At 47.6% G+C, this 24,030-nt stretch carries 17 protein-coding genes, 3 rRNA genes and 1 riboswitch; all 20 genes read left to right on the top strand.

Features of this window, described 5'->3' with window-relative positions; translation table 11 throughout:
- The first annotated feature begins 29 nt into the window (after nucleotides 1-29).
- Nucleotides 30-1,364, top strand: a complete 1,335-nt coding sequence (locus tag SporoP37_RS06540; protein WP_085430550.1) for an NCS2 family permease — start codon at nucleotides 30-32, stop codon at nucleotides 1,362-1,364.
- A gap of 436 nt (nucleotides 1,365-1,800) precedes the next feature.
- Nucleotides 1,801-3,353, top strand: a 16S ribosomal RNA gene (locus SporoP37_RS06535).
- 260 nt (nucleotides 3,354-3,613) lie between these two features.
- Nucleotides 3,614-6,542, top strand: a 23S ribosomal RNA gene (locus SporoP37_RS06530).
- Nucleotides 6,543-6,615: 73 nt separating this feature from the next.
- Nucleotides 6,616-6,731: ribosomal RNA gene (rrf, locus tag SporoP37_RS06525) — 5S ribosomal RNA — on the top strand.
- Together the 16S, 23S and 5S rRNA genes form the textbook arrangement of a ribosomal RNA operon.
- 906 nt (nucleotides 6,732-7,637) lie before the next feature.
- On the top strand, nucleotides 7,638-8,165 hold the full coding sequence (locus tag SporoP37_RS06520; RefSeq protein WP_081242897.1) for a DUF2179 domain-containing protein: 528 nt from the start codon (nucleotides 7,638-7,640) through the stop codon (nucleotides 8,163-8,165).
- Complete coding sequence (locus tag SporoP37_RS06515) at nucleotides 8,162-8,350, top strand: NETI motif-containing protein (RefSeq protein WP_081242896.1); 189 nt, start codon at nucleotides 8,162-8,164, stop codon at nucleotides 8,348-8,350. Before SporoP37_RS06520 ends, SporoP37_RS06515 begins: the two co-directional genes overlap by 4 nt.
- Before the next feature lie 124 nt (nucleotides 8,351-8,474).
- Nucleotides 8,475-8,575, top strand: a riboswitch (purine riboswitch).
- Between the two features lie 159 nt (nucleotides 8,576-8,734).
- Entirely contained in the window at nucleotides 8,735-9,223 is a 489-nt protein-coding gene (gene purE / locus SporoP37_RS06510; protein WP_081242895.1) for a 5-(carboxyamino)imidazole ribonucleotide mutase, read from the top strand.
- A gap of 2 nt (nucleotides 9,224-9,225) precedes the next feature.
- The gene (purK, locus tag SporoP37_RS06505) at nucleotides 9,226-10,341 is read left to right on the top strand and encodes a 5-(carboxyamino)imidazole ribonucleotide synthase (protein ID WP_081244772.1); all 1,116 of its coding nucleotides are present in this window, start codon (nucleotides 9,226-9,228) and stop codon (nucleotides 10,339-10,341) included.
- Between the two features lie 48 nt (nucleotides 10,342-10,389).
- Nucleotides 10,390-10,644, top strand: a complete 255-nt coding sequence (gene purS / locus SporoP37_RS06500; RefSeq protein ID WP_085430549.1) for a phosphoribosylformylglycinamidine synthase subunit PurS — start codon at nucleotides 10,390-10,392, stop codon at nucleotides 10,642-10,644.
- Nucleotides 10,641-11,324 (top strand): phosphoribosylformylglycinamidine synthase subunit PurQ, encoded by a 684-nt coding sequence (gene purQ, locus SporoP37_RS06495; protein ID WP_085430548.1) that lies wholly within the window; start codon nucleotides 10,641-10,643, stop codon nucleotides 11,322-11,324. The genes purS and purQ overlap by 4 nt, the downstream gene beginning before the upstream one ends.
- Nucleotides 11,314-13,545: a phosphoribosylformylglycinamidine synthase subunit PurL gene (gene purL, locus SporoP37_RS06490; RefSeq protein WP_085430547.1), complete on the top strand. Its 2,232-nt coding sequence runs from the start codon at nucleotides 11,314-11,316 to the stop codon at nucleotides 13,543-13,545. The genes purQ and purL overlap by 11 nt, the downstream gene beginning before the upstream one ends.
- On the top strand, nucleotides 13,521-14,945 hold the full coding sequence (gene purF / locus SporoP37_RS06485; RefSeq protein WP_081242891.1) for an amidophosphoribosyltransferase: 1,425 nt from the start codon (nucleotides 13,521-13,523) through the stop codon (nucleotides 14,943-14,945). The genes purL and purF overlap by 25 nt, the downstream gene beginning before the upstream one ends.
- Nucleotides 14,946-14,958: 13 nt before the next feature.
- Nucleotides 14,959-16,017 (top strand): phosphoribosylformylglycinamidine cyclo-ligase, encoded by a 1,059-nt coding sequence (purM, locus tag SporoP37_RS06480; protein ID WP_085430546.1) that lies wholly within the window; start codon nucleotides 14,959-14,961, stop codon nucleotides 16,015-16,017.
- The gene (purN, locus tag SporoP37_RS06475) at nucleotides 16,014-16,583 is read left to right on the top strand and encodes a phosphoribosylglycinamide formyltransferase (RefSeq protein ID WP_085430545.1); all 570 of its coding nucleotides are present in this window, start codon (nucleotides 16,014-16,016) and stop codon (nucleotides 16,581-16,583) included. Before purM ends, purN begins: the two co-directional genes overlap by 4 nt.
- A gap of 48 nt (nucleotides 16,584-16,631) precedes the next feature.
- Nucleotides 16,632-18,167, top strand: a complete 1,536-nt coding sequence (gene purH, locus SporoP37_RS06470; RefSeq protein WP_081242888.1) for a bifunctional phosphoribosylaminoimidazolecarboxamide formyltransferase/IMP cyclohydrolase — start codon at nucleotides 16,632-16,634, stop codon at nucleotides 18,165-18,167.
- Between the two features lie 21 nt (nucleotides 18,168-18,188).
- On the top strand, nucleotides 18,189-19,448 hold the full coding sequence (gene purD / locus SporoP37_RS06465; RefSeq protein ID WP_085430544.1) for a phosphoribosylamine--glycine ligase: 1,260 nt from the start codon (nucleotides 18,189-18,191) through the stop codon (nucleotides 19,446-19,448).
- Nucleotides 19,449-19,805: 357 nt separating this feature from the next.
- The gene (locus SporoP37_RS06460; protein WP_085431708.1) at nucleotides 19,806-21,533 is read left to right on the top strand and encodes an adenine deaminase C-terminal domain-containing protein; all 1,728 of its coding nucleotides are present in this window, start codon (nucleotides 19,806-19,808) and stop codon (nucleotides 21,531-21,533) included.
- A 30-nt stretch (nucleotides 21,534-21,563) separates the two neighbouring features.
- Nucleotides 21,564-22,562, top strand: a complete 999-nt coding sequence (locus SporoP37_RS06455) for a DUF3048 domain-containing protein (protein WP_232329820.1) — start codon at nucleotides 21,564-21,566, stop codon at nucleotides 22,560-22,562.
- A gap of 26 nt (nucleotides 22,563-22,588) precedes the next feature.
- On the top strand, nucleotides 22,589-22,909 hold the full coding sequence (locus SporoP37_RS06450) for a YerC/YecD family TrpR-related protein (RefSeq protein ID WP_081242885.1): 321 nt from the start codon (nucleotides 22,589-22,591) through the stop codon (nucleotides 22,907-22,909).
- Nucleotides 22,910-23,288: 379 nt separating this feature from the next.
- Nucleotides 23,289-23,987 carry a heptaprenylglyceryl phosphate synthase gene (locus SporoP37_RS06445; RefSeq protein ID WP_085430542.1) on the top strand — a complete coding sequence of 233 codons (699 nt, stop codon included), beginning with the start codon at nucleotides 23,289-23,291 and terminating at the stop codon, nucleotides 23,985-23,987.
- Nucleotides 23,988-24,030: the final 43 nt, after the last annotated feature.

Raw genomic sequence — 24,030 nt, 5'->3', positions numbered from 1 at the left:
TTTACATACTAAGCATAAGGAAGGTCACAATGAAAAAATATTTTGAGTTTGAAAAGCTTGGTACTAACTATCGTCGCGAAATTATTGGCGGAATTACTACGTTTTTAGCCATGGCTTATATTTTAGCAGTCAACCCGATCATGTTATCTCTTGACGTTGTTCCTGATTTACCTGATTCCATGCGTATGGACAAAGGCGCGGTATTCGTCGCAACGGCACTTTCAGCTGCTGTTGGAACATTGTTTATGGGCTTGATAGCCAAATATCCGATAGGGTTAGCGCCAGGAATGGGTCTGAACGCATTCTTCGCTTTCACGGTAGTGCTGACATACGGTATTCCGTGGCAAACAGGATTAACAGGCGTCCTTTTTTCTGGACTGATTTTTATCGTTCTTTCATTAACAGGGCTGCGGGAAAAGATCATTAATGCAATTCCGGCTCAGCTGAAATTTGCCGTCGGAGCGGGGATAGGCTTGTTCATTACATTCCTCGGTCTCCAGAACGCAAAGATTATCGTAGGGGATGAAAATACACTGGTCGGCCTGGGTGATTTAACGGCAGGCCCCACGTTATTGACGATTTCCGGATTAGTCATCACAGTCATCATGATGGTGCGGAAAATCAAAGGTGCTATTTTCTATGGAATGATTATGACGACTGTCGTAGGAATGCTCGTCAGTCTTATAGAAGTTCCTCATAAAGTAGTGGATAAAATTCCGCCGGTCACTCCAACATTCGGCGCTGCATTCGATGCGATCATCAACGATCCTGGCTCGTTAATGACCACCCAATTCCTTGTGATCGTCATTACATTCCTTTTTGTGGACTTCTTTGACACAGCGGGAACACTGGTGGCGGTTGCTACACAAGCTGGTTTGATGAAAGATGACCGTCTTCCGCGTGCAGGTAAAGCATTGCTGGCGGATTCATTGGCAACGGTGACAGGATCTGTGATGGGTACATCCACGACCACTTCCTATATTGAGTCTACTGCGGGTGTTGCGGCAGGTGCCAAAACCGGCTTTGCTTCTATTGTTACGGCCGTGCTGTTTTTACTGGCATTATTTTTCTCGCCTCTGCTATTGGTCATCACGCCGGCAGTTACGGCCCCAGCTTTGATTATCGTAGGGGTGCTGATGGTTTCAACGCTGGGTAATATTGAATGGAATCGTTTTGAAATTGCGGTTCCTGCTTTCTTCACGATTATTGCTATGCCATTGACGTACAGTATCGCAACAGGTATCGCAATTGGTTTCGTCTTTTACCCTATCACGATGCTGGTGAGCGGCAGAAGAAAAGAAATCCATCCAATTATGTACGGTCTCTTTGTGATCTTCATCTTATACTTCATATTTATCAAATAAAGACAAACCGCCACTCCGATCAATGGAGGGGCGGTTTTTTTACAGCTGTAATCGGATATATGCCAAGCGGAATGAATCAGCTTCTAAAATAAAATTAAAAGAAATTGAAAAAAGATGTTTAAAGTTGTTGACAGTTGAAAATCTCTTTGATATAGTAGTGGAACAGTCAAGAAAGCGACTGGCATGAACCTTGAAAACTGAACAGCAAAACGTTAACGAAATACAGTTTATGCATCTAGCGATGACATAAACAAAATGAGTATCTTAATTGATGCCAGCAAATGAAACTCGAGCTAATCGATTTTTCATTCTATCGGGTGTCGAGTCGTAGTGGAGTGCTAGGAAGTGATCGAGCGAAGAAGGGAGCGTACTAACGTACGTGACCGACTGAGCGAGTGAAACTGACGACGCAATCCGCTGCGATTCGGCGGCCGGTCTTATGGAGAGTTTGATCCTGGCTCAGGACGAACGCTGGCGGCATGCCTAATACATGCAAGTCGAGCGAACTGTTGGAAGCTTGCTTCCAACAGTTAGCGGCGGACGGGTGAGTAACACGTGGGCAACCTGCCCTTCAGATGGGGATAACTCCGGGAAACCGGGGCTAATACCGAATAACCCATTTCTTCGCATGAAGAGATGTTGAAAGACGGCGTTTCGCTGTCACTGAAGGATGGGCCCGCGGCGCATTAGCTAGTTGGTGGGGTAACGGCCTACCAAGGCAACGATGCGTAGCCGACCTGAGAGGGTGATCGGCCACACTGGGACTGAGACACGGCCCAGACTCCTACGGGAGGCAGCAGTAGGGAATCTTCCACAATGGACGAAAGTCTGATGGAGCAATGCCGCGTGAGTGAAGAAGGTTTTCGGATCGTAAAGCTCTGTTGTAAGGGAAGAACAAGTACAGGAGTAACTGCCTGTACCTTGACGGTACCTTACCAGAAAGCCACGGCTAACTACGTGCCAGCAGCCGCGGTAATACGTAGGTGGCAAGCGTTGTCCGGAATTATTGGGCGTAAAGCGCGCGCAGGCGGTCCTTTAAGTCTGATGTGAAAGCCCACGGCTCAACCGTGGAGGGTCATTGGAAACTGGAGGACTTGAGTACAGAAGAGGAAAGCGGAATTCCACGTGTAGCGGTGAAATGCGTAGAGATGTGGAGGAACACCAGTGGCGAAGGCGGCTTTCTGGTCTGTAACTGACGCTGAGGCGCGAAAGCGTGGGGAGCAAACAGGATTAGATACCCTGGTAGTCCACGCCGTAAACGATGAGTGCTAAGTGTTAGGGGGTTTCCGCCCCTTAGTGCTGCAGCTAACGCATTAAGCACTCCGCCTGGGGAGTACGGCCGCAAGGCTGAAACTCAAAGGAATTGACGGGGACCCGCACAAGCGGTGGAGCATGTGGTTTAATTCGAAGCAACGCGAAGAACCTTACCAGGTCTTGACATCCCACTGACCGGCATGGAGACATGCCTTTCCCTTCGGGGACAGTGGTGACAGGTGGTGCATGGTTGTCGTCAGCTCGTGTCGTGAGATGTTGGGTTAAGTCCCGCAACGAGCGCAACCCTTAATCTTAGTTGCCATCATTCAGTTGGGCACTCTAAGGTGACTGCCGGTGACAAACCGGAGGAAGGTGGGGATGACGTCAAATCATCATGCCCCTTATGACCTGGGCTACACACGTGCTACAATGGACGATACAGAGGGCTGCAAACCCGCGAGGGGGAGCCAATCCCACAAAATCGTTCCCAGTTCGGATTGCAGGCTGCAACTCGCCTGCATGAAGCCGGAATCGCTAGTAATCGTGGATCAGCATGCCACGGTGAATACGTTCCCGGGTCTTGTACACACCGCCCGTCACACCACGAGAGTTTGTAACACCCGAAGTCGGTGGGGTAACCCTTACGGGAGCCAGCCGCCGAAGGTGGGACAGATGATTGGGGTGAAGTCGTAACAAGGTAGCCGTATCGGAAGGTGCGGCTGGATCACCTCCTTTCTAAGGATTATGTTCTCTTGTCTGAAATATGACAGAAACATTCGGAAGATGAATCTCCGATTCATCACGTTAACGTTTTGCGTTCAGTTTTGAAGGCTCATTTTTTGAGTGTTCAAAGCTTTTTTCTTGTTCATTGAAAACTGGATAAAACGACATTGAAAGTAATCAAGTAATCAACCGAATTGCATAGTCATATGCAGTTCAAGCAATCTTTTTAACCTTCTGATTCCTATCGCTAGGATGACGTTGGACCTTTTATAGGTTAAGTTAGAAAGGGCGCACGGCGGATGCCTTGGCACTAGGAGCCGATGAAGGACGGCACTAACACCGATATGCTTCGGGGAGCTGTAAGTAAGCTTTGATCCGAAGATTTCCGAATGGGGAAACCCACTGTCCGTAATGGGACAGTACGTGTATGTGAATACATAGCATACTCGTGGCACACCCGGAGAACTGAAACATCTAAGTACCCGGAGGAAGAGAAAGAAACATCGATTCCCTTAGTAGCGGCGAGCGAAACGGGAAGAGCCCAAACCAAGAAGCTTGCTTCTTGGGGTTGTAGGACACTCTATACGGAGTTACAAAGGAATGCATTAGACGAAGCGACCTGGAAAGGTCCGCCGCAGCGGGTAAAAGCCCCGTAGTCGAAAGTGCATTCCCTCCAGAGTGGATCCTGAGTACGGCGGAACACGTGAAATTCCGTCGGAATCCGGGAGGACCATCTCCCAAGGCTAAATACTCCCTAGTGACCGATAGTGAACCAGTACCGTGAGGGAAAGGTGAAAAGCACCCCGGAAGGGGAGTGAAATAGAACCTGAAACCGTGCGCTTACAAATTGTCAGAGCCCGTTAATGGGTGATGGCGTGCCTTTTGTAGAATGAACCGGCGAGTTACGATTCCATGCAAGGTTAAGCTGAGAAAGCGGAGCCGCAGCGAAAGCGAGTCTGAATAGGGCGAATGAGTATGGGGTCGTAGACCCGAAACCAGGTGATCTACCCATGTCCAGGGTGAAGGTCAGGTAACACTGACTGGAGGCCCGAACCCACGTATGTTGAAAAATGCGGGGATGAGGTGTGGGTAGCGGTGAAATTCCAATCGAACCTGGAGATAGCTGGTTCTCTCCGAAATAGCTTTAGGGCTAGCCTCAAACGAAAGAATCTCGGAGGTAGAGCACTGTTTGGACGAGGGGCCCATCCCGGGTTACCGAATTCAGACAAACTCCGAATGCCGATGATTTATGTTTGGGAGTCAGACAGTGGGTGATAAGATCCATTGTCGAGAGGGAAACAGCCCAGACCACCAGCTAAGGTCCCCAAGTATCTGTTAAGTGGAAAAGGATGTGGCGTTGCCCAGACAACCAGGATGTTGGCTTAGAAGCAGCCATCATTTAAAGAGTGCGTAATAGCTCACTGGTCGAGTGGCGCTGCGCCGAAAATGTACCGGGGCTAAACAGATCACCGAAGCTGTGGATTGACCGTATGGTCAATGGTAGGAGAGCGTTCCAAGGGCGTTGAAGCTGGACCGGAAGGACTGGTGGAGCGCTTGGAAGTGAGAATGCCGGTATGAGTAGCGAAAGAAGGGTGAGAATCCCTTCCACCGAATGCCCAAGGTTTCCTGAGGAAGGCTCGTCCGCTCAGGGTTAGTCAGGACCTAAGTCGAGGCCGATAGGCGTAGACGATGGACAACAGGTTGATATTCCTGTACCACCTCCCCGCCGTTTGAGTAATGGGGGGACGCAGTAGGATAGGGTGAGCACACAGTTGGTTGTGTGTCTAAGCAGTGAGGTGGAGAACGAGGCAAATCCCGTTCTCATATAACACTAGGCTGTGATGGCAAGGAGATTTATCTCCGGAGTCCCTGATTTCACACTGCCAAGAAAAGCCTCTAGCGAGGCGGGAGGTGCCTGTACCGCAAACCGACACAGGTAGGCGAGGAGAGAATCCTAAGGTGATCGAGAGAACTCTCGTTAAGGAACTCGGCAAAATGACCCCGTAACTTCGGGAGAAGGGGTGCTCTGGTAGGGTGAATAGCCCGAGAGAGCCGCAGTGAATAGGCCCAGGCGACTGTTTAGCAAAAACACAGGTCTCTGCAAAATCGTAAGATGACGTATAGGGGCTGACGCCTGCCCGGTGCTGGAAGGTTAAGAGGAGGGGTTAGCGCAAGCGAAGCTCTGAATTGAAGCCCCAGTAAACGGCGGCCGTAACTATAACGGTCCTAAGGTAGCGAAATTCCTTGTCGGGTAAGTTCCGACCCGCACGAAAGGCGTAACGATCTGGGCACTGTCTCAACGAGAGACTCGGTGAAATTATAATATGCGTGAAGATGCGCATTACCCGCGACAGGACGGAAAGACCCCGTGGAGCTTTACTGTAGCCTGATATTGAATTCCGGTGCAGCCTGTACAGGATAGGTAGGAGCCTTGGATTCCGGAGCGCCAGCTTCGGAGGAGGCATTGGTGGGATACTACCCTGGCTGTATTGGACTTCTAACCCTTGCCCGTGATCCGGGCAGGAGACAGTGTCAGGTGGGCAGTTTGACTGGGGCGGTCGCCTCCTAAAGAGTAACGGAGGCGCTCAAAGGTTCCCTCAGAATGGTTGGACATCATTCGCAGAGTGCAAAGGCATAAGGGAGCTTGACTGCGAGACCTACAAGTCGAGCAGGGTCGAAAGACGGACTTAGTGATCCGGTGGTTCCGCATGGAAGGGCCATCGCTCAACGGATAAAAGCTACCCCGGGGATAACAGGCTTATCTCCCCCAAGAGTCCACATCGACGGGGAGGTTTGGCACCTCGATGTCGGCTCGTCGCATCCTGGGGCTGTAGTCGGTCCCAAGGGTTGGGCTGTTCGCCCATTAAAGCGGCACGCGAGCTGGGTTCAGAACGTCGTGAGACAGTTCGGTCCCTATCCGTCGCGGGCGCAGGAAATTTGAGGAGAGCTGTCCTTAGTACGAGAGGACCGGGATGGACATACCGCTGGTGTACCAGTTGTCTTGCCAAAGGCATCGCTGGGTAGCTATGTATGGACGGGATAAATGCTGAAAGCATCTAAGCATGAAGCCCCCTTCAAGATGAGATTTCCCATTACGCAAGTAAGTAAGATCCCTCAAAGATGATGAGGTGGATAGGTCTGGGGTGGAAGTACGGCGACGTATGCAGCTGACAGATACTAATCGATCGAGGACTTAACCTATTATAAAAAGAAGTTACTTGAATGACCCAATGTCTTTTATTCAGTTTTGAGTGAACAAGCTTTACTCAAGAAGTCTAGTAACGATGGCGAAGAGGTCACACCCGTTCCCATACCGAACACGGAAGTTAAGCTCTTCAGCGCCGATGGTAGTTGGGGGTTTCCCCCTGTGAGAGTAGGACGTTGCTAGGCAAGCGAAGCCATTCCCTTTGGGGAGTGGCTTTTTTGTGTTTTGAGAGAATTTTTTCTGTTGGCCGCTCATTCTTTTGGATGTTTGATCATACCGGCTGTTCAAGCGCTCATACTTGGGCGGCCTCCGCTCTATCTCTTCGGCCAAGCGCTCATACTTGGTCGGTATCCGCTCTATGTTTTCAGCCAAGCGCTCATAACTCCAGTTCATCCGCTCTATGCCTCTGGCTAAGCGCTCATACTTGTTCGGCATCCGCTCTATGTCTCCGGCCAAGCGCTCATACCTGTTCGGCATCCGCTCTATGCTTCCGGCCAAGCGCTCATACCTGTTCGGCATCCGCTCTATGCCTCTGGCTAAGCGATCATACTCACGCGACATCCGCTCTAAGCCTCCGGCGAAGCGCTCATACTCGCCCGGTATCCGCTCTATGCCCCTGGCTAAGCGCTCATACCCGCGCGTCATCCGCTCTATGTCTCCGGCGATGCGCTCAAACTCACGCGGCATCCGCTCTATGCCTCCGTCCAAGCGCTCATATCCGTTCGTCATCCGCTCTATGCCTCTGGCTAAGCGCTCATACTTGTTCGGCATCCGCTCTATGCCTCCGGCGATGCGCTCATACTTACGCGTCATCCGCTCTATGTTTCCGTCCAAACGCTCATACTCGCGCGGCATCCGCTCTAACCCTCCGTCCAAGCGCTCATACTCACACGGCATCTCCTCTCAATCCTCCTCCTCGACAAGCACCCGGACGCGGTGCACAATCCGCTGACACACCTCCATCACCCCTAATACAGTCCGCGAAAAGAAAAAATCGGCCATACTAATAATTAGTAAATAGTAAAAATCTTTCCTTGAGTTTTTACCTCATGCGCGATACGATTATTCTACTTGTGGAAAGGTGTGGGGCAATGTTAATGGTGTTAATTATTTTCTCAATCAATATTATATATGTATCCTTTATGACAGTACGGATAATTCTGACTCTGAAAGGTTATCGTTATGTTGCTGCAATAGTGAGTATGGTAGAAACAGTTGTCTATGTTATCGGTCTTGGATTGGTTCTTGACAATTTGGATCAAATTCAAAACTTAATTGCTTATGCAGTAGGATATGGATCAGGTGTTATCATTGGATCGAAAATTGAAGAGCGGCTGGCACTTGGCTATATTACAGTTAATGTTATAACAGCGGATATAAATAAAGAAATACCTGCTGAATTGCGCCGGCTCGGTTATGGGGTTACAGACTCTGCAGCTAATGGATTAAGCGGAGGCCGCTCCACTATGCAGATCCTGACACCGCGTAAATATGAAATGCAGCTGTATAAAACGATAACGGATCTGGATCCGAAGGCGTTTATTATATCGTATGAACCTAAGTCGATACACGGCGGATTCTGGGTGCGGAATGTGAAAAGAGGTAAATTATTTAAATGAGTAAACAGAAAATGTGGTTTGACAGAAATGAAGATGAGACACTGGAAGAGTGCCTGCAGCGAATTCAAAGTTTGGGATATACTGTTGTTGCCCGGCGGGAAAAGCCTTTATTTGAACAAGTAGGGGAAGAGTATATACCTGTCAGGCAACAAACTCAGTTTCAAGGGGTTAAAACTAGCCAATAACTGCAGCTGACAGGAGAAGTGATGTGTATTTAATCAGATGGCAACTTAAAGACGAATGATTATAAAAGACATATAATATAATGTTCGGATTTAAGTTGACGGATTATGTATTAATTGATAATATAATAAGAGTAAATGAGTTCCCCGTATATGCTGCAGAATTGGCTGCTGCGTTTCTACAAAGACACCGTAAATGTCTACACTATGTGGGAAAGCAATTTTTCTTGGATAATCACGAAGAATAGCTGAGTATGTATGGCTGTATATTCGTTTTAGTAAAGGTCCTTGAAAGTTCTGCTTTTTGTGCATGTGAAAAGTGGAGTTTTCAAGGACCTTTTTATTTTTTACATAAAATCTTGTTGTGCATGAAGGAGCGGATTGGATTTGGAACCGAAGATTGGTGTCATTATGGGCAGTAAGAGCGACTGGGAAACAATGAAGCATGCATGCGACATATTAGATGAACTGGGCGTTCCTTATGAAAAGAAAGTAGTGTCGGCCCACCGTACACCGGATTTCATGTTTGACTATGCAGAACAAGCCGAGAAAAAAGGCTTGCATGCTATTATCGCAGGTGCAGGCGGAGCTGCCCATTTACCGGGAATGGTTGCGGCAAAAACGCTCGTTCCTGTTATTGGTGTGCCCGTGCAGTCCAAAGCATTGAATGGAATGGACTCTCTGCTGTCTATCGTACAAATGCCAGGCGGCGTTCCGGTGGCTACTGTTTCGATCGGTAAAGCAGGCGCTACAAATGCCGGACTTCTTGCAGCTCAAATGCTTAGTGTACAAGATGAAGAATTACGCAGCAGACTGCAGCAGAGGCGCGATGAAATGAAGAAAATCGCGATGGAAAGCAGTGGTGAACTAAATTGAAGATGATTCAGCCTGGACAGACCATCGGGATAATCGGCGGAGGACAATTGGGGCGGATGATGGGGCTTGCGGCAAAAGAAGCAGGATTCAAAATCGCAGTTCTCGATCCCACAAAGAACTCCCCTTGCGGCCAACTGGCAGATATTGAAATTGTAGCTCCTTATAACGATGAGGAAGCGTTGAATGAATTAAGCAAAGTGAGCGATGTTATTACATTTGAGTTTGAAAATATTGATTACGAAGGATTAAAACGGCTGACAGAGAAGGCGTATGTGCCACAGGGAGCTGAATTAGTCCGCATTACACAAAACCGCATTAATGAAAAAGCGGAGATCAGAGCGGCTGGTGCACCTGTAGCGCCGTATGTAACAGCTGACAGCTTTGAAGAACTGGAACAGAAAATAGATGAAGTAGGCTTTCCATGTATCGTCAAGACGGCTTTTGGCGGGTATGACGGTAAAGGCCAAGTAAAACTTGAAACAAAAGATGAGCTGGGCAGTGCAGAAGAATTGTTTGCACACTCTGCTTGTATAGCAGAAGCGTTCGTACCGTTTGAAAGAGAGATATCAGTTATTATACAGCGCAATCCGGCGGGGCAGACATATTGCCTGCCGATCGCGGAAAATATTCATAAGCATCATATATTGCACGAATCAATCGTACCGGCACGAGTGGATGAGGGCGTTTTGAGACAAGCTGTAAGTGCAGCGGAGAAAATCGCCGGGCACCTGGAGTTAGTCGGTACATTGGCAGTTGAAATGTTCGTTCTTCCTGACGGTGCAATCATTATTAATGAATTAGCGCCGCGTCCGCATAATTCCGGGCACTATTCGATTGAAGCATGTAATATTTCGCAATTTCATCAGCATATCCGTGCGGTTTGCGGATGGCCTCTTCGTGAGCCGAGACTTTGGGCACCTTCCATCATGGTGAACGTACTGGGAGAACATGTGGAACCGCTCCAGAAGCGTGTTGCAGATTATCCAAACTGGTCCGTTCATTTATATGGAAAGGCAGAAGCGAAAGAAAAGCGTAAGATGGGCCATGTAACGATTATGACGGATGATTTGGAAGAAACATTGCAGGAAATTGAACAGTCTGGTATTTGGCAAGATTAATCACTGCTCTAAAAAAAACTATTATTTCCACTTTGGGAGGAACCGACAATGACGAAAGTAACTATTTATGTAACACTGCGTGAAAGTGTTGTAGATCCACAAGGAATCGCGACAGCTGAAGCACTTCAAAAGATGGGCTACGAAGAAGTGAAAAGTGTACGGGTTGGTAAATTAATCGAGCTGGAGCTGGAAGGTTCAGAACAGTCAATCGAAACATGCGTGAATGAAATGTGCAACGATCTGCTGATCAATAAAGTCATTGAAGATTTTCGATTTGAAATCGGGGAGGTTGCCAGCAAATGAAGTTCGCCGTTCTAGTATTCCCAGGTCTTACTTGTGATCTTGATATGTATCATGCGATTGAGGAAACAGTAAAGCAAGATGTTGAATACGTTTGGCATACAGAAGCCGGTCAACTCGATCAATTCGATGCGGTTCTTCTCCCGACAGGCACTTCATACGGAAATTACCTGCGTCCGGGAGCCCTGGCAAAAAGTTCTCCTGCATTCAAACAGCTTCAGGCATTTGCAGAATCAGGCAAACCCGTGTTAGGCGTCGGTAATGGATTTCATATTTTGGTGGAAGCAGGCCTGCTTCCGGGCGGCTTCTTGCGTAACCGCGGTTTGAAATTCCGTTCCGCTCAAGAATCAATCCGAGTGGAAAACAGCAACACTGCTTTTACAAAAGACTATACACAAGGTCAGGTTCTTACATTGCCTGTTGCACATGAATTCGGTAATTATTACGCGGATGAACAGACAGTGGAGAAATTAAAAACTAATAATCAAATTATTTTTACGTATGCAGAAGAAAATACAGATGGCAGCACAGAAGCAATCGCAGGCATCACGAATGAAGAAGGTAATGTGCTGGGGATGATGCCGCTACCTGAACGTGCAGTGGAAGAAATGATCGGCGGAACAGATGGAGCAGCATTATTCCAATCAATTATGAATAATCGGGGTGAACAGCATGTCAATTAATCACGAACCTACAGCGGAGCAAATCAAAGATAATCGTTTATATCTCCAAATGGGCATGACAGATGCAGAATATGAGCGTGCGGAAGAAATGCTTGGCCGCACTCCGAACTATACGGAAACAGGATTGTTTTCTGCCATGTGGTCAGAGCACTGTTCATATAAAAGCTCAAAATCTGTTCTGCGCAAATTCCCGACTGAAGGTGCACGCGTGCTGCAAGGGCCTGGTGAAGGTGCAGGTATTGTGGACATCGGTGATAATCAGGCTGCTGTATTCAAAATGGAATCGCATAACTCGCCTTCTGCAATCGAGCCTTTTATCGGAGCGGCAACAGGTGCAGGCGGAATTATTCGTGATGTATTCTCAATGGGAGCACGTCCGGTAGCATTAGTGAACTCTATGCGTTTTGGTGATTTAACAGATCCGCGTGATAAATTCTTATTCGAAGAAGCGGTAGCGGGAATCGCAAGTTATGGTAATACAATGGGGATTCCGACAGTAGCGGGTGAAGTGCAGTTTGATCAGTGCTACTCTAAGCGTCCGCTCGTTAACGCAATGGCCGTCGGTTTATTGAATCATGAAGATATTCAAAAAGGAGTAGCGGCAGGAGTCGGGAATACGGTTCTGTACGCAGGTGCGACAACGGGCCGTGACGGAATTCATGGCGCTACGATGTCTTCATCCGAACTGACAATTGAAGAAGAACAAGAACTGCCGGTTATGCAGGCGGGAGATCCATTCATTGAAAAGTTATTGATGGAAGCTTGTTTGGAATTAGTGAAATCTGATGCGCTGATCGGTATTCAAGATATGGGTGCAGCAGGTCTGACGTCTTCAGCCGCAGAAATGGCTTCTAAAGCCGGCTATGGCGTGGAGTTAAACTTGGATCTTGTACCGCAGCGTGAAGAGAATATGACGGCGTATGAAATGATGCTGTCTGAATCCCAGGAACGTATGCTCATCGTTGTGAAAAAGGGCCGTGAAGAAGAAGTCATCGAGTTATTCACGAAATATGGCATCAATGCTGTGGCAATCGGACGGGTTACAGACGATAAAATGCTTCGCCTGCTTCATAAAGGGGAAGTTGCTGCAGAAATCTCAGCAGATTTATTGGCTGAAGATGCACCAAGCTATCAAAAAGAATCGAAGGAACCTGCATCATTTGCAGAAAACCAGGCGATGGAAAATAAAGAACCGCAAGTAACTGATTTGAAAACGACATTGCTTGATCTATTGCAGCGTCCGACGATTGCTTCAAAAGAATGGGTCTACAATCAGTTTGATACAGGCGCAAGAACGAGCACAGTCCTCGCGCCGGGAGCTTCAGCAGGTGTTGTGCGTGTAAGAGGAACGAATAAAGGAATTGCGATGACAGCGGATTGTAACTCACGTTTCATTTATTTGGATCCGGAAACAGGCGGTAAGATTGCGGTAGCAGAAGCAGCACGTAACCTAGTATGTTCCGGCGCAGAGCCAATCGCACTGACAGATTGCCTGAACTTCGGAAGCCCGGATAAGCCGGAAGTATTCTGGCAGCTGGAAAAGTCTGCGGATGGCATTTCAGAAGCTTGCCGTAAACTCAACGCTCCGGTAATCGGCGGTAACGTATCCCTTTCCAATGAAGTGAACGGGGTGCCGATCTATCCGACACCGACAATTGGTTTGGTAGGTATCGTTCATGATTTGAACCAGGTAACAACGCCAGGATTCAAACAAGCAGGAGACGCGATCTATTTAATCGGTCAGACAGAAACAGAATTTGGCGGCAGTGAGCTGCAGCAGATGATTGAAGGGAAAATCTTCGGTAAATCACCTGCAATCGATTTAGATATTGAAGCAGCACGCCAGCGACAGCTTCTGGAAGCGATTCAGGCCGGATTAATACAGTCTGCAGCTGATCTGTCAGAAGGCGGATTTGCTGTCGCACTTTGTGAAAGTGCATTTGGCGCACGCGGTCTGGGCGCAAATGTAACAGTTGAAGGTTCAGCAGTTACAGCATTATTCAGTGAAACACAATCACGTTTCCTAGTTACTGTACACGCAGAACAAGTGGCTGCGTTTGAAGCTAAGGTTCAGGATGCAGTGAAAATCGGAGCAGTGACAGATGATGAAGAACTTGTCATCAAAGACGCAGAAGGAACTGTCCTAGTAGAAGGGACGGTAGAAGAATTCCACACTGCTTGGAAAGGAGCAATCGCATGCTTGCTGAACTCAGAGGATTAAACGAAGAGTGCGGCGTATTTGGTATTTGGGGTCATGAAGATGCTGCACAGCTCAGCTATTATGCATTGCATGCACTTCAGCACCGCGGGCAGGAAGGAGCCGGAATCGTCGTCAAAGGCGAGAAAGGTCTCCAGGCTGTCAAAGGCGAAGGTCTGGTCAACGAAGTATTCTCAAGCGAGAACCTTTCTTCGCTGCATGGCCGCGGCGCCATCGGGCAAGTCCGCTATACGACAGAGGACGGACGCGGTATAGAGAATGTGCAGCCGCTCGTCTTCCGTTCAACAACAGGCAGCCTGGCGATTGCGCATAACGGCAACCTCGTGAACGCAACTGATCTGAAAGAACATTTGGAACGTCAGGGGAGTATCTTCCAAAGTACGTCTGATACTGAGGTGCTCGCTCACTTAATTAAACGCAGCAGCGGTTCGCTCAATCAGCGGGACAGAGTAAAAAAAGCTCTTCGTATTTTAAAAGGTGCATTTGCATTTGTTTTGCTGACAGACGAAGGATTAATGGTTGCACAAGATCCAAACGCTATGCGTCCATTATCTCTTGGGAAAATCGGAGACGCATGGGTTGTTGCATCAGAGACCTGTGCATTTGACATCATCGGCGCGGAACATATTCGTTCCGTTGAACCCGGCGAATTATTGATTATTAATGATACCGGACTGACGTCTGAACGATTTGCAGAAGCGGCGGATAACGCGATGTGTTCGATGGAGTATGTCTACTTCTCCCGTCCGGATTCAGATATTGACGGCATCAATATACATGCTGCGCGTAAACGCTGCGGCAAGCAATTGGCACGCGAAGTACAAATCAGTGCGGATGTTGTCACAGGCGTTCCGGATTCAAGTATATCCGCTGCCATCGGATTTTCTGAACAAAGCGGAATTCCATATGAACTAGGATTGATTAAAAACCGTTATGTCGGCAGAACATTTATACAGCCTTCACAAGCGTTGCGCGAACAGGGCGTGAAGATGAAGCTGTCGCCTGTGCATCAGGTAGTAAACGGCAAGCGTGTCGTAATGGTTGATGATTCAATCGTCCGCGGCACAACATCAAAACGTATTGTCGCGATGCTCCGTGAAGCGGGTGCGAAAGAAATACATGTAGTGATTGCTTCACCTCCTCTAATTGCTCCATGTTATTACGGGGTCGATATTAGTTCTGAATCAGAATTAATTGCAACGGGCCGTACATTGGATGAGATGCGCGATGAGATTGGTGCAGATTCATTGTCATTCCTGTCTATAGAAGGAATGCTTGAAGCTAATGGCAGATCATCGGAGATGAAAAATTGCGGCCAATGTCTGGCTTGTTTCACAGGCGAGTATCCAACGGAAATTTATGCGGATACGGCAATGCCGCACGAAAAAGAAATCATGCGATAGGGGGCCTTTTTCCATGTCAAAGGCATATGAAAAAGCGGGAGTCAATATTGAAGCTGGCTATGAGTCAGTGGAACGGATGAAGTCTCACGTAGCACGAACATCCCGTAAAGGGGTGGCAGGTGCATTTGGCGGGTTCGGCGGAATGTTTGATCTATCTGCGCTCGAATATAAGGAACCCGTTCTGATTTCAGGAACGGACGGCGTCGGGACAAAGCTGAAATTAGCTTTCATGGCTGACCGTCATGATACGATCGGGATCGACTGTGTGGCAATGTGCGTCAATGATATCGTAGCGCAAGGCGCAGAACCATTGTATTTCCTTGACTATGTAGCACTTGGGAAAGCAGTTCCTGAAAAAGTAGAGGCAATCGTCAAAGGTGTGGCGGACGGCTGTGTGCAATCAGGCGCTGCATTGATAGGCGGAGAAACTGCTGAAATGCCGGGGCTTTACGAAGAAGATGAGTACGACTTGGCTGGTTTCGCTGTCGGTGCTTGTGAAAAAAGTAAACTCGTAACAGGCGAGCGTGTACAAGAAGGAGACGTATTGGTTGGTATCGCATCAAGCGGAATCCACTCAAACGGCTATTCGTTAGTGCGCCATATCGTATTTGAACAACTTGGTGCCGATATCAGCAGCACGCTTGAAGGCTATGAGGAGTTGGGGACAGTGGCGGAAGTATTACTGAAACCGACAAAGATTTATGCAAAGCCGGTACTCGAAATGCATCAAAAATTGGACGTTCATTCCATGGGGCATATTACGGGCGGCGGATTCTTTGAAAACCTTCCGCGCATGTTTTCAGACGGCTTTGGAGTGGAAGTAGATTTGGGTGCCTGGCCGGTACTTCCTGTATTCCAGATGCTGAAAGAAAAAGGCGAATTAACTGACCGCGATCTATATAGCGTATTCAATATGGGTATCGGATTTGTCGTGGCGCTGCCGGAAGCGGAAGCTGAAAAAGCCATTGAAATTGCAAAAGCTCATGGCGAAGATGCTTATGTGATCGGACGTGTAACCAAGTCAGAAGGCGTGACGTTCATTGGTGAACACGACGGGACATTATCAAAATGAATAAAGTGAAAATTGCAGTATTCGCTTCAGGAAGCGGAAGCAACTTTGCCGCTTTGGAAGAAGCTTGCCGCGCAGGGCGCATCCCAGCTGACATTGTTTTGATGGTGACAGACAAGCCGGATGCATATGTCAATGAACGGGCGCAGCAGGCCGGTATTCCAATTGCCGCGTTTCGTCCGCGTGAATTTGAGACGAAACAGGCGTATGAGCAGGCTGTACTGGAAGCATTACAGGAAACAGGTGCAGAATGGCTGATATTGGCCGGCTATATGCGGCTGATCGGTCCTGTGTTACTGTCTGCATATCCAGAGCGAATCATTAACATTCATCCATCGCTGCTGCCTTCATTTCCGGGCAAAGATGCAATTGGACAAGCAGTTGCTGCCGGTGTCAAAGTAACGGGTGTCACCGTTCATCTTGTAGACGAAGGGATGGATACAGGCCCTATTCTTGCACAGAGGGCAGTTGACGTTATTGACGGCGATGAAGTGAAAACAGCTTCCGCCATTCATGCCGTTGAACACGAATTATACACAGAAACATTGCAGAACCTATTTAAAAAATGATCAGCCTGTTGTCAAGACAGGCTTTTTTTATAAACTGGAGGGATTCCTTTGAAAAAGCGCGCACTTTTGAGCGTATCGGATAAAAGCGGAATACTGGAATTTGCAAAAGAACTTGAACAGCTAGGCTATGAATTATTGTCTACAGGCGGCACGATGAAGCATTTGAAAGACAATGGCGTTGCGGTAACAGCAGTGGATGAAATTACCGGTTTCCCTGAAATTATGGAAGGCCGCGTCAAGACATTGAATCCGATGATTCACGGCGGATTGCTTGCGAAACAAGATGATCCCGGACATCAGGCACAAATGGAAGAACACGGTATCCAGCCAATCGACGTAGTCTGCGTCAACCTTTATCCATTTAAGGAAACTATCTCAAAACCGGATGTATCGGCAGAAGATGCCATTGAAAATATTGATATCGGCGGTCCGGCAATGCTTCGTGCTTCGGCAAAGAACCATGCCTATGTCACAGTGATTGTGGATGCAGCAGACTATGAAGCAGTACTGAATGAATTAAAAGCAGATGGTCAGACAACGCTCGAAACACGACGCCGTCTCGCCGCTAAAGTTTTCCGCCATACAGCAGCTTATGATGCATTAATTTCAGGTTATCTGACAGAGCTGGCAGGCGAGCAATTCCCTGAGCAAGTAACTTATACATACGAGTTGAAGCAGCCATTGCGTTACGGAGAAAATCCTCATCAGCAGGCAGCATTTTACAGCCGTCCGCTTGGATCTGATTTCTCCATTGCCTACGCGGAACAGCTTCATGGAAAAGAACTTTCTTATAATAATATTCAGGACGCTAATGCAGCTATTCAAATCGTCAAGGAATTTACTGAGCCTGCAGCAGTTGCAGTTAAGCATATGAATCCATGCGGAGTAGGCACAGGCAGCACGATTGCAGAAGCATTCAAAAAAGCTTACGAAGCAGACTCCACGTCTATTTTTGGCGGCATTATTGCATTGAATAAAGAAGTTGACCAGGAAACGGCGCTGCAGCTTGCAGACATTTTCCTTGAGATCATCATTGCACCTTCATTTACGGAGGAAGCACTTGAGACATTGACGAAGAAGAAAAATATCCGTCTGCTGACGATTTCATTTGAACAGCAAAAACAAGACAAATGGAATACGGTGTCAGTAGAAGGCGGATTGCTGATGCAGCAGCCTGACACATACGGTTTTGAAGAAGCAGACATTAAAGTGGCAACAGACCGTGAGCCGACCGAAGCAGAATGGAATGCGATGAAACTTGGATGGGCAGTCGTCAAGCATGTTAAATCCAATGCGATTGTTGTGACAGATGAGCAAATGACGATCGGTGTAGGTGCCGGACAGATGAATCGTGTAGGTGCAGCGAATATTGCACTGACACAAGCGGGGGAACGCGCAAAAGGAGCTGCACTTGCTTCTGATGCATTCTTCCCGATGGATGATACGGTCGAAGCAGCGGCAAAAGCGGGTATTACAGCAATTATTCAGCCCGGCGGTTCTGTGAAAGATGCAGATTCCATTAAAAAAGCAAATGAATACGGTATTACGATGGTATTCACAGGTGTACGTCATTTTAAACACTAAGAATGCAGGGGGAAGATGGACATGAAAGTTCTTGTAATAGGTAGTGGCGGCCGTGAACATGCGATTGCTAAACAGTTCAGCCAGGCACCTTCTGTAACGGATGTCTTTGTAGCGCCAGGAAATGACGGGATGCAGCAGGATGCAACATGCGTGCCGATTGCTGCGACGGACTTTGAAGCATTGGCAAATTTTGCGATCGACAAGCAAGTTACGTTAACATTCGTCGGGCCTGAACAGCCGTTAGCAGAAGGAATCGCTGATTATTTCCTGGATAAAGGACTGACGGTATTTGGTCCGACCCAGGCAGCAGCGCGTATTGAAGGCAGTAAGTCATTTGCCAAGGAAATCATGGACAAGTATGATATTCCGACAGCTGCATATGGAACATTTACGGACGCTGAAGAAGCCAAGGCGTTCATTCGGGAGCAAGGTGCGCCAATTGTTGTTAAAGCAGATGGTTTAGCTGCCGGAAAAGGCGTGATTGTGGCGATGGAACTGCAGGAAGCATTGGATGCGGTCGACGATATGATCGGCAATCAAAAATTCGGTGAATCTTCATCACGCGTAGTGGTAGAAGAGTTCCTGGATGGCGAAGAATTTTCCTATATGTCATTTGTTCATGACGGTCAAATCTATCCAATGGTGATCGCGCAGGACCATAAGCGTGCTTATGACGGAGACAGGGGGCCAAATACGGGAGGCATGGGGGCCTATTCCCCCGTTCCGCAAATTTCTGATGAAATCGTTCAAGAAGCTTATGACCGCGTAGTTGTACCTACCGTCCATGCAATGGCTGAAGAAGGTATTCCTTTCACAGGCATACTATATGCTGGTTTGATATTGACTGAGCAGGGTCCGAAAGTCATTGAATTCAATGCACGCTTTGGCGATCCCGAAACACAGGTCGTTTTACCGCGCATGAAGTCGGATTTCGGAAAGTTCATGGAAGCACTGATGGCGGGAGAGCCATTTGAACTGGAATGGTATAAAGAAGCGATGCTGGGTGTCGTCATTGCATCAGAAGGATATCCGGGCGATGTAGTAAACGGCCATGCACTTCCCGACTTGAACGTACTGACTGAACAAGGTCTCGACGTATTCCACGCTGGAACGAAACAGGCGGATGGCCATTTCGTCGGAAACGGCGGACGTGTGCTTCTCGTCGCAGCGAAAGCAGATACATTAAAAGAAGCGCAAGAAAAAGTTTATACAGGTCTTGCCGAACAGCGATGGGATGGTTTCTTCCACCGCACTGATATCGGATGGCGCACATTTGAATAAACGATCAATTATATGGGCTGACACCGGAAGTGAGTTATACTTCCGGTGTCAGTCTTTTTTCTGTGATAGATACAACTGATTAGCTGTGCTTTCCGTCATGCCATTCGAGTATGATATCGAATGCAATAAGTTTGAAATGTTAATAAACATCGTTTATCCACAGTGTTTTTTATAATATGTGAATTACCGGTGGGTAAAATGTGAGTAACTTGTTAGTAATGTGTATAACAGGCAGATTTTGTGTGGGTGAATGAAAAGTCGCTTGTGGACAAAGCAACCGAATTATCCTACTCTACATCCGATAGCTATGTTACTATAAAGCATATTGATAAGGGAATGGCCCACTACTATAAAGGGATGGTGTTAAGCATGTGGAAGAGCGATGAAATACAGTCACAGCTGGCGATTATTGACGGGAAGAAAGCACCCGATATTGTAATTGAAAATGCTACCTACCTGCACTCTATATTTAAAAAATGGATGCAGGGACATATCTGGATTCAGGGTGACCGGATTGTGTACGTCGGGGATCGTATGCCTGCGATGCTCGAAGGAACAGAGCGTGTCGATGCAACGGGCAAGAAAATAGTGCCCGGCTATATTGAGCCGCATGTACATCCCTCCCAGCTGTATAACCCGGAAACATTTGCCGATTATTCGTCACGCCGGGGGACAACTACTTTTCTATCGGATAATCTCACTTTATTTTCGGTGTTGGATCAGCAAACAGCTTTTACATTTATCGATCAATTGAATGAATTGCCTTTCTCATTTTATTGGTGGGCACGTGTCGACTCTCAAACCCTTTTGCAAAATGAAAAGGAACTGTTTAATCCTGACAGCATCGCGAAATGGATGGAGCGGCCTGACGTGCTGATGACGGGGGAGCTGACCGGGTGGCCGAGGCTGTTGCGGGGCGATCAGAATATCATGCAGTCTTTGATTGAATCTAAGCGGCTTCGCAAGAAAATAGAGGGACACTTCCCAGGTGCTTCAGAACGTACACTTGCGCGGATGAAACTGCTAGGGGCAGACGGTGATCATGAAGCAATGACAGTAGAGGAAGTGGAACGCCGCTTGCAGCAAGGCTATGCTGTTACTTTGCGCTATTCCTCCATCCGCCCCGACCTGCCGGATTTATTGAAAGGCATCGTGGAGAAGGAATGGGATGTATTTGATCATCTGATGATGACAACGGACGGATCGACTCCTGCATTCTACCGGGAGGGTGTGATGGATCAGTGTATTCAAGTTGCTCTTGATGCGGGTGTATCGCCGATCGATGCCTATCAGATGGCTTCCTATAATGTAGCAAGGTACTATGATATTACAGATTTGCATAGTGTAATAGCAACAGGAAGGTATGCGACAGTAAACTTCTTAGAAGATGAACATAATCCTGTGCCAACAGACGTATTATCAAAAGGCCGTTGGGTATTGAGGGACGGCAAGACATCAAATGTCTTTCAAGCGGTGGATTGGAATGCAATGCCTGTTTTTGAACTGCATTACGAATTGACGAAAGAAGACTTCACATTTTCGTCTTCGACAGGAATTCAAATGGTCAATGATGTAATTACGAAAGTGTATGAAAGTGAACTGGATCTCTCTAATCCGACTATTCCATCGGGCGATGAGTGCTATTTGATGCTTCTTGACAAACACGGGAAGTGGCGGATCAACACGATGCTGAAGGGCTTTGCTGATAATCTGCAAGGTTTTGCGTCTTCCTATTCAAATACAGGTGACGTATTATTGATTGGTCAAGATTGGCGAGAAATGAAGAGAGCCTTCGATGAAATCAAGAAAATTGGCGGAGGTATGGTGCTGGCTGAAAATGGAGCGATTATAGAAACGTTGCCGCTTGCTGTTTCAGGCAGGATGTCCGATCAGCCGATGGAAATGATCATAGAAGAAGAACTTGCTATGAAAGAGGCATTGGAAGAACGTGGATACGCCCATGGAGATGCAGTATATACACTATTATTTCTTCAGTCAGTTCACCTGCCTTATGTGCGGATTACGCCGGTTGGTGTCTTTCAAGTATTGAAAAATGAGCGCTTAATTCCTAATACAGAAAGGTAGGAAGTAGTATTGATATGGAATAAACGAAAGTTGCTTTTAACTGCTGCAGTCAGTCTGCTGTGTCTTGCAGGCTGTTCATCAAAAGAGCCAGAGTCCGCAGAAACACAAGAAGTAGTGCCCGAAAGTAAGACTTATAGCTTTACAGGTGAGGTCAGAACAGAAGCTGCTGATCACCGGCCGATTTTGGCGACGATCAGTAATCATCCGGCTGCACGCCCGCAGTCAGGTTTGGCTGATGCCGATCAAATCTATGAATTTTTGGCAGAAGGGCAAATCACACGCTACGCGGCATTATTCCAAAGCAAAGTACCCGAACAATTGGGTCCGGTTCGCAGCGCCCGGGATTACTTTGTACATCTGGCACAAGGAATGGATGCGTTTTATATCGCCCATGGATATAGTCCGGATGCGAAAAAATTGCTGGATGCCGGGGCCGTTGACCAAGTAAACGGTATGAGTCATGACGGAACTCTATTTGAACGGTCAGCTGATCGCAGAGCACCTCATAACTCCTATATTTCAAAACAGCATATCGAAGAGGCGTTTACACTTGCGAATGCTTCTGAAAAGATCTCCGCTCTGCCGTCCTTTTCTTTCCTTAATCCCAACGAAAGTGATAAAATAGGGGATATCGCATCATCAGTTCAAGTATCGTACAGTGCAGATCCGAATTATATCAGTACGTATCAGTATGATGAGTCGGCGAATCGCTATTATCGGTCTGTCAAAGGAATCGAGACAGTCGATAAGATAAACGAGCGGCGTATAGAACTGGCGAATGTAATTGTGATGGAAATGGATCATCAAACAGCGGATCGGGAAGGGCGGCTCGCAATTGATTTACAATCAGGCGGCACTGCCATGCTGTTTCATGAAGGGATCGCTAAAACGATTGAATGGCAAAATAAAGATGGATTTTTGATACCGGTGGAACAGGGCATACCAGTGAAATTAACAGCGGGTAAAACTTGGATCCACATCATACCGTCATTATCTGGTCCTTCTTCTTCCGTCACCTATACTCCGTAAGATCGACATAGAGAGAGGGCGAATACATGCAAATAGACAAACTGCGCGGTGAACAAATAGATCAGCTGTTTAAAGCAATTCTGGAGCTAAAAGATGTGGAAGAGTGCTACAAGTTCTTTGACGACATCTGCACGATGAGTGAAGTCCAGTCACTTGCACAGCGCTTGGACGTCGCCTATAAACTGCGGCTGAAAAAAACGTACGACAGCATCCAGCAAGAAACCGGCGCCAGCACAGCCACCATCTCCCGCATCCGCCGCTGCGTAGACTACGGATCCGGAGGCTACAACCTCATGCTGGACCGCCTCTACCCGGAACTACAAAACAACCAAACAAAAAACAAATAACAGAACCGGCCAGGGACACAACCCCCACCGGTTTTTTTGGTATACTAAACAAAAGCGCAGACGGCTATCCAGCCCCGGCAGGCACTGGAGGTCTGCCATCTGCAGGCGCACTTTGCCTGCCGATGACAGACAGAAGTGTCCCGAGGGGCTAGCCGTCGGAGCTGGATGTAACCAAAAGCAGAGACGGCTGTCCAGCCCCGGCAGGCACTGGAGGTCTGCCATCTGCAGGCGCACTTTGCCTGCCGATGACAGACAGAAGTGTCCCTAGGGGCTAGCCGTCGGAGCTGGATGTAACCAAAAGCAGAGACGGCTGTCCAGCGCTCCGCATTACAACAAAACGAACATACAACCAATACAATAAAAGAAGGTGGACATAAAAATGGATTATAAAACATGGCGGCATGCATTTAAAATCGACCCTGCCAAAAAACTGTCGGATGACGAACTGGAAGCGGTAGCGGAATCCGGAACGGACGGAATTATTATTGGCGGATCAGACGGTGTCACATTAGAAAACGTTCTGGATCTGCTTGCGCGTTTTCGCCGTTTTTCTGTCCCTCTTGCCCTTGAAGTATCAACCGTGGAATCTGTCACACCCGGATTTGACTACTACTTTATCCCGACAATTTTAAATACGACTGACTCAAAATGGCTGAATGGCCTGCATCACGAAGCCCTTCGTGAATACGGTCATATGATGAACTTTGATGAAATTGTGACAGAAGGCTATTGCATACTGAATCCCGGCTGCACAGCGGCAAAGCTTACGGGAGTGAACACTGTTCCGGATGAAGAGGATGTACAGGCTTATGCCCGCATGGCAGAACATTTATTTTCACTGCCCGTATTTTATATGGAATACAGCGGAAAATACGGTGATCCGCAGCTTGTAAAGGCAGCGAAAGAATTACTGAACAATACGCGGCTCTTTTATGGCGGCGGAATCCGATCAGCCGAACAAGCAAAAGAAATGGCAGCCATAGCAGACACGGTCGTAGTTGGAAATATTGTATACGATGATTTAAAAGCCGCGTTAGCGACAGTCAGTGCTGTGAAATCTGTTCCTTTATCTGTGTGAGTAGTATATAATTAGAACAAATGTTCCTAAAAGGCGGTACTAA

The sequence above is a fragment of the Sporosarcina sp. P37 genome (assembly GCF_002109365.1).
GTDB lineage: Bacteria > Bacillota > Bacilli > Bacillales_A > Planococcaceae > Sporosarcina.
The sequence above is the reverse complement of the archived record's forward strand: the minus strand, read 5'-3'. Positions and strand labels throughout refer to the sequence as shown.